General features: G+C 70.2%; 14 protein-coding genes. 9 read left to right on the top strand and 5 right to left on the bottom strand.

From position 1 onward, the window contains the following. The first annotated feature begins 2 nt into the window (after positions 1-2). Together RM1_RS15415 and RM1_RS15410 are read left to right on the top strand one after the other, a co-directional pair. Complete coding sequence (locus tag RM1_RS15415) at positions 3-1097, top strand: FUSC family protein (protein WP_245816373.1); 1095 nt, start codon at positions 3-5, stop codon at positions 1095-1097. 69 nt (positions 1098-1166) lie between these two features. After that, a complete protein-coding gene (locus RM1_RS15410; protein WP_072752625.1) occupies positions 1167-2087 on the top strand; it encodes a cation diffusion facilitator family transporter in 921 nt (306 codons plus the stop codon). A gap of 7 nt (positions 2088-2094) precedes the next feature. On the opposite strand, the gene RM1_RS15405 is transcribed toward RM1_RS15410, so the two are convergent. After that, on the bottom strand, positions 2095-3018 hold the full coding sequence (locus RM1_RS15405) for an SDR family oxidoreductase (protein ID WP_072752623.1): 924 nt from the start codon (positions 3016-3018) through the stop codon (positions 2095-2097). After that, complete coding sequence (locus tag RM1_RS15400; RefSeq protein ID WP_072752519.1) at positions 3015-3479, bottom strand: pyridoxamine 5'-phosphate oxidase family protein; 465 nt, start codon at positions 3477-3479, stop codon at positions 3015-3017. The genes RM1_RS15405 and RM1_RS15400 overlap by 4 nt, the downstream gene beginning before the upstream one ends. A 63-nt stretch (positions 3480-3542) precedes the next feature. Between RM1_RS15400 and RM1_RS15395 the strand changes: the two genes are divergently transcribed. Further along, entirely contained in the window at positions 3543-4499 is a 957-nt protein-coding gene (locus RM1_RS15395) for a helix-turn-helix transcriptional regulator (protein ID WP_072752517.1), read from the top strand. A gap of 4 nt (positions 4500-4503) precedes the next feature. On the opposite strand, the gene RM1_RS15390 is transcribed toward RM1_RS15395, so the two are convergent. Beyond that, positions 4504-5466, bottom strand: coding sequence for a DUF389 domain-containing protein (locus RM1_RS15390; protein WP_072752515.1), 963 nt, complete (start codon positions 5464-5466; stop codon positions 4504-4506). A gap of 97 nt (positions 5467-5563) precedes the next feature. On the opposite strand from RM1_RS15390, the gene RM1_RS15385 reads away from it, so the two are divergent. Beyond that, positions 5564-6475 (top strand): aminotransferase class IV, encoded by a 912-nt coding sequence (locus RM1_RS15385; RefSeq protein ID WP_072752513.1) that lies wholly within the window; start codon positions 5564-5566, stop codon positions 6473-6475. Between the two features lie 70 nt (positions 6476-6545). Here RM1_RS15385 and RM1_RS15380 read toward each other — a convergent pair whose 3' ends face one another. Then, positions 6546-7367, bottom strand: a complete 822-nt coding sequence (locus RM1_RS15380) for a class I SAM-dependent methyltransferase (protein WP_072752511.1) — start codon at positions 7365-7367, stop codon at positions 6546-6548. 208 nt (positions 7368-7575) lie between these two features. Here RM1_RS15380 and RM1_RS15375 point away from each other — a divergent pair, with 208 nt between their 5' ends. Continuing rightward, a complete protein-coding gene (locus RM1_RS15375) occupies positions 7576-8679 on the top strand; it encodes a VanZ family protein (RefSeq protein ID WP_072752509.1) in 1104 nt (367 codons plus the stop codon). 89 nt (positions 8680-8768) lie between these two features. Next, complete coding sequence (locus tag RM1_RS15370) at positions 8769-9443, top strand: winged helix-turn-helix transcriptional regulator (protein WP_072752507.1); 675 nt, start codon at positions 8769-8771, stop codon at positions 9441-9443. A 101-nt stretch (positions 9444-9544) separates the two neighbouring features. On the opposite strand, the gene RM1_RS15365 is transcribed toward RM1_RS15370, so the two are convergent. Further along, complete coding sequence (locus RM1_RS15365; protein WP_072752505.1) at positions 9545-10168, bottom strand: TetR/AcrR family transcriptional regulator; 624 nt, start codon at positions 10166-10168, stop codon at positions 9545-9547. Between the two features lie 36 nt (positions 10169-10204). Here RM1_RS15365 and RM1_RS15360 point away from each other — a divergent pair, with 36 nt between their 5' ends. The 3 genes from RM1_RS15360 to acpM all read left to right on the top strand — a co-directional run bounded on the left by RM1_RS15360 (position 10205) and on the right by acpM (position 13013). Next, positions 10205-11650 (top strand): serine hydrolase domain-containing protein, encoded by a 1446-nt coding sequence (locus tag RM1_RS15360; RefSeq protein ID WP_083576743.1) that lies wholly within the window; start codon positions 10205-10207, stop codon positions 11648-11650. A 199-nt stretch (positions 11651-11849) separates the two neighbouring features. After that, entirely contained in the window at positions 11850-12656 is an 807-nt protein-coding gene (locus RM1_RS15355; protein WP_072752503.1) for a helix-turn-helix domain-containing protein, read from the top strand. 57 nt (positions 12657-12713) lie between these two features. Beyond that, on the top strand, positions 12714-13013 hold the full coding sequence (gene acpM, locus RM1_RS15350; RefSeq protein ID WP_072752501.1) for a meromycolate extension acyl carrier protein AcpM: 300 nt from the start codon (positions 12714-12716) through the stop codon (positions 13011-13013). Positions 13014-13054 lie beyond the last annotated feature (41 nt).

Genomic DNA, 13054 nt, shown 5'->3' with positions numbered 1-13054 from the left:
GATTGCGCGCCTCGGTCAAACGGCTGCGCGGATCGGCGTTTCCCGTCCTGCAGTGCGCGCTCGCCGCCGGACTCGCCTGGTGGATCGCCAATGACCTGATCCACCACCCGAATCCGTTCTTCGCGCCCATTGCGGCCGTCGTATCGCTCGGCCTGTCCCTCGGGGCTCGGCTGCGGCGGTCGGTGGAGCTGCTCGCCGGCGTCACCGTCGGCATCGGGATCGGCGACCTGTTGATCTCGCAGATCGGCACCGGCGCCTGGCAGATCGTGCTCGTGGTGTTGCTGGCCATGTCGACGGCGATCTTCCTCGACGGCGGGCCGATCATCTCCATGCAGGCCGGTACCTCCGCGGTGCTGGTCGCGACGCTCATCCCGCCCGAACGGGGCGGCGGGCCCGACCGGATGATCGACGCTCTCATCGGCGGGCTGGTCGGGATCCTCGTCGTCGCCTTCGTGCCGACCCACCCGGTGCTGCGGGCGCGGCAGAACGCCGCCGCGATCCTCGGCACCGCGGGGGAGGTGCTGCAGCTGGTGGCGGACGGGCTGGTCGAGAACGACCCGGAACCGATCGTCAAGGCGCTGCAGAAGGCCCGCGACACCCAGTCGTCGATCGACGGGCTCCGGTCCAACCTGATCGGTGGTCGGGAGATCAGCCGGGTGTCGCCGCTGTACTGGAACTCGCGCGAGCGCCTCGCTCGGCTGAGCGCCACCGCGGACCCGATCGACAACGCGATGCGCAACATCCGGGTGCTCGCGCGGCGATCGCTGACGCTGGTCCGCGACGACGAGATCCTCGATCCGCGGTTGGTGGACGAGGTGGAGAAGCTCGCGCAGGCGCTGGAGGTGCTGCGCCGGATGATGCTGGCCGATCCCGGCGAGAAGCCCGATCAGGCCGATGCGGCGCGGGTGCTGCGCTCGGTGGCGGCCGGGGCGAAGGCCGAGCTGGTGGAGAACGCGGGCGTGTCCGCGACCGTGGTGTTCGCGCAGATCCGCTCGCTCACCGTTGACCTACTGCAGGTCGCGGGTCTGAAGCGGATCTCGGCCATCGCGACCCTGCCCCCGACGGTCGAGCATCCCTACTATCCGCCGGAGCAGTAGCGGCGACGATGTAGCCACATATGCGAATGTATGCATATGATGGACGCGAACCGCACGAAGGGGAGCGTCATGGGAGTTGTGCACGGGCACAGCCACGGGGGTGAGCCGACAGCCGCGGGACCGTCGGTGGGCCGCATCCGCCGGATGGTCATCGCACTGGGGATCCTGCTCGCGTTCCTCGCGCTCGAGGTCGCGGTCGGCCTGACGATCAACTCGCTCGCCCTCCTCGCGGACGCCGGGCACATGCTCACCGACGTCGTCGGCATGTCGATGGGGCTGGTGGCCCTGCTGCTCGCCAGGCAGGGTTCCAAGGCCGCCGCACGCACCTTCGGCTGGCACCGCGCCGAGGTGCTCACCGCGATGGCCAACGCGGTGCTGCTGCTGGGTGTCGCGGTGTGGGTGATGTACGAGGCGATCGGACGGATCGGCGACGCCCCCGAGGTGCCCGGTCTGCCACTGATGCTGACGGCGGCCGCCGGGCTCGCGGCCAACATCGTGGTGATGCTGATGCTACGCGCGGACGCCAAGGGCTCCATCGCGGTCCGCGGCGCCTACCTCGAGGTGCTCGCGGACGCCGTCGGCAGTGTCGGCGTCCTCATCGCGGGCGCGGTGGTGCTGGTGTTCAACTGGCCGTATGCCGACATCGTGGTGGGCGTGCTGATCTCGCTGTGGGTGGTGCCCCGCGCGATCAAGCTCGCGGGCGCCGCGCTGCGCATCCTCACCCAGGCCTCGCCCGCGCACGTCGATGTCGACGCAGTCGAGGCAGATCTGCGCGCACTGCCGGGGGTTTCGGACGTGCACGACCTGCACGTGTGGACGCTGACCACCGGCATGGACGTCGCGACGGTGCATCTGACCACCGAGGCGGATTCGCGTCAGGTGCTCGGCGCGGCGAAGGTCGTGCTCGACGCGCACGGGCTCGGCCACGCGACCGTGCAGGTCGAGTCCGGCGCCGAGGGCAGTCACTGCCAGGAGAACATCACCTGGTGACGCCTGCTCAGCGGTAGCCGTCGGTGTTCGCGGGCAGCCCCGCGTCCTGCACCTCGACGAGGTAACGCCAGCAGTCCGGCCGCGAGCCGTCCACGTCGGTGAAGCCGTACCGCTGTGCCAGCTGCCCGCTCGAGACGACGGTCCCGCTGAACTGGATGACATCGGGATCGGCTGCCAGCGCGGCGACCGCCCGGCCGACGAAGGTCGGCGACTCGGAGATCGCGAAGTGCGGTTCCCGGTCGAGTGCGTCGCGCCAGTTGTCCTCGGTCACACCGAAGATCTCCAGCATCGTCTCCGAGCGAAGCCAGCCGGGGGTGACGGCGACCGCCGCGCCGCCCAGCGGGGCCAGTTCGTGGGCCTGCGCGGTGGTCATCCGCTGCACCGCGGCCTTGACCAGGTCGTAGTAGAAGCCCACCTGGTGCCGATAGGCGACGTTGTATTCCGCTGTACCGTCGGTCATCTCGACGACCAGGCCGCCTGGCCTGCGGATCAGCAGGGGCAGCGCGAAATGGCTGGTGATCGCGTGGGTGTCGATGCCCATCCGCAGCATGCGCAGTCCGCCGTCCAGGTCGTGCTCCCAGAGCCTGGTGCCGAACTGCGCGTACCTGTCCCCACCGAAGATGTCGTTGACCAGGATGTCGAGCCGACCGTGCTCGGTGTCGATGCGGGTGATCAGGGCGCGCACCTGGTCCGGTTCGAGGTGGTCGACCCGCAGGGCGACGCCGTCACCGCCTGCGGCCGCGATGAGATCGCCTGTCTCCTCGATGGTCTCGGGCCGACCGATCTCCGACCGGCCGGCGTCGCGGCTGCTGCGTCCGGTCGCGTAGACGGTCGCCCCGGCGCGGGCCAGCTCGACCGCGATGGCCCGGCCCGCGCCGCGGGTCGCACCCGCGACCAGCGCCACCTTTCCTGTCAGATCCGGCGCGCTCACCGGCTGCGCCTGGTGACGCCCGCGCCCGGCCGCCACAGGTCGACGTGCAGCTGGTCCTCCGAGACCGTCGTCAGGACCGCCTCCTCGACGCCGAGCTCGAAGATCTGCGCCTCGTCGCCGGGGTTCTCGTCGTAGCTCTCGAGGATGGCCTTCTTCTCGTCCCCGAACAGCTCGCGGGCCCGGCCCGAGATCTTCGCGTCGCCGCCCTCCATGGTGTGGTGGCCCGGATTGGTGTGCAGCGAGTAGCGCGGGTCGCGCCGCAGATCGCGCACCTTCATCGCGCCCGGCATCGACCCGAGGACCAGTAGTCCACGGAAGGTCTCCACTTCGGTGCCGCTGACCCGAGGGGAGCCGTCGGCCCGCAGCGTCGCGAGGACGTGATGCTTGTGCGCGCGGAGCCGCGCAGCGATCGATTCGGACAAGGCCGGTGCTTCGTCGGAGAACTGCTGCCAGGTTGTCATGCCGACCAGTGTGCGCCGGAATCACTGACATCTTCTGTCAGTGATTCCACATAGACTCCTCCGGTGCGTTCCAGTCGGTTGCTCGACCTCATGCTGCGGCTGCAGGGCGGCCCCGGTGCCACCGCCGAGCGGCTGGCCGAACAGCTCGAGGTGTCCGTGCGCACCGTGTACCGCGACGTCGCGGCGCTGCAGGCCGCGGGCGTCCCGCTGTGGACGGAGAGCGGGCCGGGTGGCGGCATCCGGCTCCTCGACGGCTGGCAGTCCAAGCTCAGCGGGATGACCGGCGTCGAGACCTCCGCGCTCATGCTGCTCGGCGTCCCCGGCCTGGCGGCGGACCTGGGCCTTGGGGAGCAGACGGCCGCCGCGGAGGCCAAACTCCTCGGTGCCATGCCGCTTCCGCTGCGTGCGGGGGCCGAGCTCTGGCGCAGGCGGTTGCATGTGGACGCCCCCGGCTGGTTCGGGCGGGCGGCGAACGCCCCACACCTGGCGACGGTGGCGCGGGCCGTGCTCGAGGGCAGGCGGCTGCGGATCGGCTATCGCAGGCGCGGCAGGGAGGCGACCCGCACCCTCGACCCCTTCGGGCTGGTGGCGAAGGCCGGGGTCTGGTATCTCGTCGCCGGGCATCGCGGTGCGACGCTCTCCTTCCTGGTCTCGCGGATCGAGGCCGCGGTGGTCCTCGACGAGGACGCCCGGCGGCCGGACGACTTCGACCTGGCGGCCTGGTGGGCGCGGTCGGCCGCCGAGTTCGACAGGTCGCTGCTGCGGTACCCGTGCCGGGTGCGGCTCGCGCCCGCGGCGTTGCGGTCGCTGCCCGCGGCGATCGGGCGGGAGGCCGCGCGGGTGACCCCCGGCCCTGCGGACGCGGAGGGCTGGGTCGAGGTGGCGCTGATGCTCGAGTCGGAAGAGGTTGCGGTGCATCAGTTGACGGCGCTCGGCGCAGGAGTGGAGGTGCTGGAGCCGGACTCGCTGCGCGCCGGCCTGCGCGAGATCGGCGCCGGGATGGCACGCCGGAACGGCTGATCGGTCAGAGCATTCGGCGGACCCGGTCGAGCGCACGGGCCCGGCGCACAGACACCCGCGTCCACAGCGCCTGTTGAATCGTCAGCGTCGCCCAGCCGGCCATCGCCATGCCGGACAGGTTCAGCAGCAGCTGCAGCGAACTGCCCCAGATCTCGTGGCTTGCCCCGAAAGCCAGGGCCAGACCCACATTTCCCGCCGCGGGCACCGTCGTCACGGAGATGAACACCCCGGCCAGCCCGGCCGACTTCGCCGAGGTCAGCGACAGCACCCCGGCCGCCGCCGCGATCACCGCCACGATGAACGACCACTTGTCCGGGCTGTAGATGAAAGCGGTGTCGGGCCGCGGACCGGTGACATCGTCGAGCGTCACCCAGCCCAGCCCCCTGCCGACCAGCGCGAGGATCGCCGTCACCGCAATCGCGACCACGAACCCGACGACGAGGGTGCGGACCGCGAGCGCGAGCAGCACCCACCTGCGCCGCACCAGCGCGACCCCGAGCGCGGCGATCGCCCCGAACTCCGGCCCCAGCACCATCGCCCCGATCACCAGGATCTGCGAGTCGGTGATGATCGCGATCGCCGCCAGCAGGGTGGCAAGGGACATGAAGCTCAGGTAGGTCCAGTTGAGCTCGGTCTCCTCGTAGGAGCGCTGTGCGACCTCGGCCCACACCACGGCGTCCGCGCTGCTGCCAGGGGTGCGCAGCTCGGCGTCGAATCCGCTGCGCGAGAGCCACGCGTTGACCGGTTCGATCTCGATGCTGCCGCGGTGGTGCAACCCGGTGGCCCGCAGGTCGTCTATGACCTCGTTGGCCGCCTCTCGGGCGATGTCGGCGTACACCACGTCGCCCTCCGGACGCAGCGAGGCGCCGCGCATCACCGCGAGGCCGCTGACGGCCGGTTCCTCGTCGAGGATCCGGAGGGCCTCGTCCGTCAGGTCGCTCGGCGCCAGGATCCGCAAATGGAGCATGCCGACAGTCTGCCGGTCGGCGGACGGAAGTCGCGGGAGGCCGCAGGCACGAAATTCGGTTTCCGGGGCGCGGGCCCGGTCGATAGCATGGCCTGCCATGGCTACCCCACATCCCCGCGTGTACTTCGGTGACCGGATCGTCGACGTCGCGGATGCGACGCTCGGCGTCGCCACCTCGTCCGTGCTGTACGGGCTGAGCGTGTACACGGTGTTCCCGGTGCAGGTCGACGGGACCCGGCGCAGCGCGTTCCGGCTGCGTGACCACTTCCAGCGCATGGTCGAGTCCTGCAAGATCATCGGGATGGATCGGTTCGCGGACGAGTGGGACTACGACCGATTCGTCTCGGTGGCAACCGAACTCGTCGCCGCGAACGCGCCGACCGAGGACGTGTTCGTCCGGGCCACCGTGCACGTCGACGAGTCGATCGCCGGCACAAGGGTGCGCGGCTGCCACACCACCGTCAGCATGTTCGTCTACGACGCGGTGCCGATCGTCCCGCAGGACGGCATGCGCCTGAAGACCAGCACCTGGCGCCGGATCCCGGACGACGCGATCCCGTCGCGCGCCAAGGTCAACGGGGCGTACGTGAACTCGGTGCTGGCCAAGCAGGACGCCATCGACGCCGGCTACGACGACGCGATCTTCCTCGACGGGAACGGCCACGTCTGCGAGCTCAGCGCCGCCAACATCTTCCTGGTGCGCGGCGGCACCCTGATCACGCCGGACGTGTCCTGCGACATCCTCGACGGCATCAACCGTCGCACGCTGCTCACCCTCGCCGCCGAGGACGGCATCCCCGTCGTCGAGCGAACCGTCGACCTCACCGAGCTGTACATCGCCGACGAGGTGTTCGTCACCGGCACCTCCGCGGGCGTCGCCCCGGTGACCGAGGTGGACGGCCGGGTGGTCGGCGACGGCATTCCCGGCCCGATCGGTCAGGCCCTGCGCAAGCGGCACGCGGCGGCGCTGCGCACCGACGAGCTGCACGGCTGGGTCACAGAGCTCTAGGCGCCCACGGCGCCCGTGAGTGCTCATGGCCCGCAGAGGGACCGGAAGTACTCACGGGCGGCGGAGCCGCTCACTTCTTGACGGCGGTCAGCAGCAGGTACTCCCACTCCATGGTGCCGTCGCCGCGGTCGTGCCGCCGGCCCAGTTCGGCCAGTTCGCGGTCGAGGGCTGCGACGCGCTCGGGGTCGTCGGCGATCGCCCGGTACACCGCGATCGTCGGGCCGTAGCAGGCCTTGAAGAAGTCGCGGAACTGCTCGGCGGTGTCGAAGCAGTCGACGGTCAGCCGCTCGCGGCGCGCCACGACCTCGGTGACGCGGTCGCCGAGGAGGGCGCGCACGTGCTCCTCGTTGCCCCACAGCGGCGGAGGCTGCGCGCCTGCGGGCGGCGGGGGAGCGTAGGGCTTCATCGTCGCGAACATCTGACCGATGAAACCCTCGGGCGTCCAGTTGATCAGGCCGAGAGTGCCGCCCGGTCGCAGGACGCGGACCAGTTCGTCCGCGCTCGCCTGGTGGTGGGGCGCGAACATCACGCCGACGCACGAGATCACGGCGTCGAACTCGTCGACCGCGTACGGCAGTGCCTCCGCATCGGCCTCGCGCCAGTCCAATGTCAGACCCAGCGACTCGGCCTCCCGACGTCCCGACTCGAGCAGCTCGGGGGTCAGATCCGAGGCGACGACGGCGGCGCCGAGGCGGGCGGCGGGGATCGAGGCGTTGCCGGAACCGGCCGCGACGTCGAGGACCCGGTCGCCGGCCTTGATGCCGCAGGCCTCGACCAGGCTCGGGCCGAGGGCCGCGATGACGTCGGCGGCGACCGACGGGTAGTCGCCCAGTGCCCACATGGCCCGGTGCTTGGCCTTGATGTCGGGTGCGGCGTTGGTGTGTGTGCTCATGGAAGTCCTCCTCGTGTGTGGTGGTGTTTCCAGCGTCGGTCCATCCGGGCGCGCGTTCCAGTCCCAGATCTGAACCACCACTGGTTCACGATCTGTACCGGCGTCGGTCCCGGCTGGGCCCGGGTCATCCCCGGGTATGACCCGGCCCCCGACGGATCTCGTCCGGCGAGTGGATGTCTCGCGGCGCGTGCCCTGATGGAGTGGAGGCATGCGTGAACAGGTGTTGTATTCGGTGCTCGTCGGGCTGGCCGTTGCCGCGGTGCTGGCGCTGCCGCTGACGGTCTGGCAGTACCGCAAGTACGGCCGGGTGTCGACGGCGCGATCGATGGTGGTGGTCGCGGCCCTGATCTACACCGCGGCGGTCGTCGCCTTCACCATGTTCCCGCTGCCGTCGCTGACCCCGCGGTGGTGCGAGCTGTATGCGGTCACCGAGCCGGTGCTGCGCCCGTTCGCCTTCGTCTCCGACATCAGCCGCGACACCGCCGGGATGAGCGCGGTCGGGGTCCTGACGAGTTCCGCGGTCATGCAGGTGGTGCTCAATGTGGCGCTGTTCGTGCCGTTCGGGGTGTTCGGGCTGGTGCTGTTCGAGTGCTCCCGCGCCGCGACGATCGCCGCCGCCGTCGCCGTCTCGGGGCTGATCGAGCTGACCCAGTTCACCGCGGTGTGGGGCGTGTTCCCCTGCGCGTACCGGGTGGCGGACGTGAACGACGTGCTGCTCAACACGGCGGGCGCGGTGGTCGGGGTGGTGCTGGTCGGGCTCGCCCCGCAGCTCGTGCCGAGCCGTCGCCTGCTGGCGGCGGGCCGGCCGTTGCCGCGCCCGGTCACGGCCTGGCGCCGCTGGGTCGGCATGGCCGTCGACGTGACCGCGTTCGTGGGTGTCTTCGTCACGGCGGCCGTGGTGGTCCAGCTGGGCATGGAGGTCGTTGGTGTCGCGGTCGACGCGGATACCGCCAGGGCGGTGGCGGCGCTGTCGGCGATCGCGGCGGTCGTCGGGCCCGGCCTGATCGGGTCCGGTGCCTCGCTGGGGCAGCGGGTGGTGTGGTTGCGGCCGCAGTGGCCGACCGGGCCGACGGCCGGGGCCAGGACCGCGCGGGCGCTGAGCGTCGCCGGGGTTGGCGCGGTGCTGGTGTTCGTGGCGACGCCTGCGGCGATGCTGTGGCTGGTGGTCGCGGCGGCATCGGTTCCGCTCACCAGGGGCAACCGCGGGCTGTCCGGCGTGCTCAGTGGTGCCGACATGGTCGACGCCCGGGTGCGGCCGGAGCCGGCGGAGCCTGCAGATGTCCGGGTTCCCGTCGACGCCGGCCGCGGCTAGCCCTTCCCACGATCGCTGTTCACGATCTGTACTGGCGTCCGAGCCTGGCCAGGCGTGTACTGGTCAGGGGGCAACCGAGGAGGGAAGCCGTGTCGGCATACGGCCAGTTCTGCCCGGTGGCGAAGGCCATGGAGCTGCTCGACGAGCGATGGACCATGCTCGTGGTGCGCGAGCTGCTGTCCGGCAGCACCCACTTCAACGACCTGCGGCGGGGCAACCCCAAGATGTCGCCCGCGCTGCTGTCCAAGCGGCTGCGGACCCTCGAGCGGGCCGGGGTGGTCCGCCGGACCGTCGAGGACGGCAGGAGCAGCTACACCCTCACTCCCTGCGGCGAGGAGCTCGGCGGCGTGGTCGAGGCGCTCGGGGCGTGGGGCGTGCGCTGGATCGGCGAGCTCGGCGAGGAAGACCTGGATCCGCACCTGCTGATGTGGGACATGCGACGGACGGTGCCGATCGACCGGTGGCCGCGCGGTCGCACCGTGGTGGCCTTCGAGTTCGACGACGTCGCCGCCCGCGCCGGGCGGTGGTGGCTCTGCGTGACGGGCGACGAGGCCGACGTCTGCGACTACGATCCGGGCTTCGAGGTGACCGCCACCGTCGCGACCGGCCTGCGCACCCTCATCGAGGTCTGGCGCGGGGACCGGTCCTGGTCGCAGGCGCTGACGTCGGGGCTGGTCACCATCTCCGGACCGAGCCCCGCGGCGAGGGAGGTGCCCGCGTGGCTGGGGCAGATGAACCTGGCCGCGACCGTCAGGCCGGGGTGACGCGCGCGTCGTCTCGCCAGCGAAGTCCTCGACGGGATCGTCGCAGTCGAGGAACGGTCCATCGAATCGGATGTCCAGACTTGTGCGGTCCAGACCGATGCCTATCGCGGATCGTGGTGGCGGCAGCGGCCCGGAAAGACGCGAGCGAGGCTGCGCTCGAGAACCGCGTGGCCCGGCGCGGATTCACCACTGAGCAGGTGGGCCGTTGCCAAGCCCTGGACCGTTGCGAGAAGTTCGAACGCCGCCAGGTGCTCGTCGGTGTCCGCGTCCACCTCACCGCACGCCTTCCCGTTCGCGATGACCCGCGCGAGCCGGTTCCGCAGGTCGTGTGATGTCGACGCCGCGACCTCACGCAGCGCGGTGCTCCGGATCGCCCGGGCGAGGAACTCGGTGCGGATCTCGCATTCGGTTCGGCGCGCCTCGTCGAGTGGTAGCAGTTCGCCGAGGCCTGCGATCACCATCTGGCGGATTGAGTGCCCGTGCCTCTCGCCGTGGTCGACGATCTCGACGATCCGCCGATCGAGTCGCCCTAGGCACTCCGCGTAGGCGGCGCCGATCAGCAGGTCCTTGGTCGCGAAGTAATGCTGGATCAGCCCGACCGAGAAGCCGGCTTGCGCCGCGACCTTTGCGACGGTCGCAGCGTCGAGCCCATCGTCTCCCGCCACCCGCAGCACGGCGTCGGCGATCTGGGCTCGTCTCTGGTCGTGGTCGGCTGTCCTCACCATGCCATAACCATATAGCAGTATGGTATTGATAACCGTATGGGAATACGGTCAGTATGGTCGGCCTTCGCAGCTGCAGTCATCCTCGCCTGCCTGCCGAGTCCTGCCGCCGCATCGACCCAACTGGACACCTACGCCCGCGCCGACGGGTTCGTCCAAGACCAGATGCAGCGGTTGGGCGTTCCCGGCGTCGCCTACGCGATCCTCGACGGGGGCACGGTCGTCCACCAGGTCGGGCTCGGCGTCGACGGAAACGGAGCACCCGTCACCGCCGACACTCCGTTCCTGTGGGGTTCGGTGGCCAAACCGGTCGCCGCGGCGGTCACCGTCGAACTGGCACGGCAGGGCGTCCTGCGGCTCGACGACCCTGTGCGCGCTTACCTGCCCGGGTTCGAGCTGGCGGACCACGCCGCCGCTGCCCGGATCACCATCCGCGACCTGCTCCAGCACACGAGCGGCCTGCCGTTCGGCGCATCAATGCTCGACAGCGCCGACCCCGGACGGCGGCCGGCGGACGTCCTCCCGGCGCTCGCATCCGTCGCGCCGAAGTCGCCGCCGGGGACGGCGCACCTCTACAGCAGCCTCAACTATCTCGTGCTCGCCGCGGCTATCGAGGCCGCGACCGGACACTCTTACCCGGAGGTCCTCACCGCGACGGTCGGTCGCCCACTGCACATGGAGGGGATGGTCACCACCGCCGCTCAGGCGGCGAACGTGCCCCGCGGGCACCGGTACCTCGCGGGCCGCCCGATTGGCATGGACACCGGATACGACCCGGCGGGTGTCGCGTACGGATATCTCGGCGGCTCGCTGACCGATTTGACCAGTTTCGCCGCAGCCCAGTTGCACCCCGCGGACCCCGCGACCATTGGTGAGTTGCATGCGCCGGGAACGCAGATCAAACCCGGCAGGCATTACGGATTGGGTTGGCGGATCAGCGATCTCCCCGACCAGCCGAGGTCCGTGTGGCACTCCGGCACTGTGCCCGGCTATTTCTCCACGGTGATCCTGCTCCCCGATTCCGACCGCGCCGTGGTCATGCTCCAGAACGTCTCAGGGTTCTTTCATGCGCCGGCGCTGCTCGCCACCGCCCAGGGCGTCGCGGATCTGCTCTCGAACGAGCAGCCCGTGTCCGTCGCCGTGAACCTTACGTACCGGCTGGCGGGTGGCGCACTCGCGGCTCTCGCGCTGACCCTCGCCGCGATCCTCGCGACGGCCCTGGTCCGGTACCGTTCGCCGTCCCGCGCGTCCGTACGTCGCCGCCGTCTCGGTGCCGTCGCCTGGGTTGCCGCCGCCGCCACCCTCATCGCGGCCGCCCTATGGGGCACCCAGGTGGCGTTCGACGCGCCGCCACGCTATCTGTGGTTGTGGGCGCCCGATCTCGCCATCCTTTCGTGGACGACCGCGGGGCTGGCCGCGGCGATCGCCGGTCTGCGGGTCCGCCGCGCAATGGGGCACGGACCGGACATCGCACCAGCGGGATGACGTGATCGGCCGACACCACTCCGGGTCCGGGCCGAAGGGTCCGCCCATCGCTCCCGAACGACCGCGATGAGGTGCAGACCATCTTGCTTTTGCGGACCGTCAGGCCGGGGTGACGCGCGCGTAGGCCCGAGTGTCCAACCAGATTGCCGACTGTCCAATCCACTGGACACTTCGCCCGCGGGCGTGCCATGCTGCGGCGGTGCAAGATCATCATTCGTTCCGGGTAGGCGTCTCCGCCGAGGCCGTCCGGCTCGCTCGGGAGCGGGCGGAGATCGCCGATGCGTCGTACCGGAACGTGATCGCCGAGGCGATCGCGGTCATGCGTGCCGAAGGGTTGAGTGACCGCAGGATCGCGGCCGAACTGGACGTCAGCAAATCGTCGATCCGGGCGATGGCGATCGGTCCGGACGTCGACGACGAGTCCGCGGCCGGTCAGATCGAGGCACTCAGGTTCGGGGTGTGGGTCGATGTCGCGGGCATGTCCGGGCAGCACTTCATCATCGAGGACGACCAGCTCGTGAGCCATGAACGGATGGCCCTGCACGGCATCGACGCCGAACTCCTCCGCTCCGCCGATCCCGCAGACACCGCCGCCAGGGAGTACCTGCACGTGACAACCGGCCAGCGGATCCTCGTGTACTCGCAGGAACGGTGGAAGGGCAGGCCCGACGAGGCGGCCGAGGAAGGGTGGGACAAGCGAGGCCGCTACCGCATCGAACGCTGCCCCGGGCTGGAGGAGGGGCGATGCGCGGACAGCCACACGCCGCTGCTGCTCGGTGAGATCGGGCTGAGGGAAGGCGATGACCTCTTCGGAAACGGCTGGCCCGGTCGACGCCCGACCGCGCATCAGGTGTGGAAGCTGCTCACCGCGGCCATCGAGGAGACCTTCGAGATCTTCGATCCCTCCTACCCGGAACTCGAGCGGCGGCGGCGTCCGGGCACCACGCCGCGTTACCAGGCGAGGCCGGGAAACGGTGTGTCCGTGACCGATTCCCATCGAAGCTGATCGGCTCGAAATCAACCGCCCAACCGAAGCGGTCCATGTGAGAAAGGGAGCCAGGAAGTGGCAACACAGGAAGAACTCGTTGCGGGAATCGCCGAGATCGTCGAGGAGGTCACCGGAATCGAACCATCCGAGGTGACGATCGAGAAGTCCTTCGTCGACGACCTCGACATCGACTCGCTCTCCATGGTGGAGATCGCGGTCCAGACCGAGGACAAGTACGGCGTGAAGATCCCCGACGAGGATCTCGCCGGTCTCCGGACAGTCGGCGACGCGGTGGACTACATCCAGAAGTTGGCGGCCCAGGATTCGGAAGCCGCAGAAGCGATCCGGGCGAAGATCGAAGCCGAGAACCCCTGACCCGCGGTCAGGGAAGGATCTGCCCCGGATACCGGGGCGGA

Source organism: Rhodococcus maanshanensis NBRC 100610 (assembly GCF_001894865.1).
Classification (GTDB): Bacteria; Actinomycetota; Actinomycetes; order Mycobacteriales; family Mycobacteriaceae; genus Rhodococcus_G; species Rhodococcus_G maanshanensis.
Note: the sequence above shows the minus strand (reverse complement) of the source record. Positions and strands in the feature narration are given on the sequence as shown.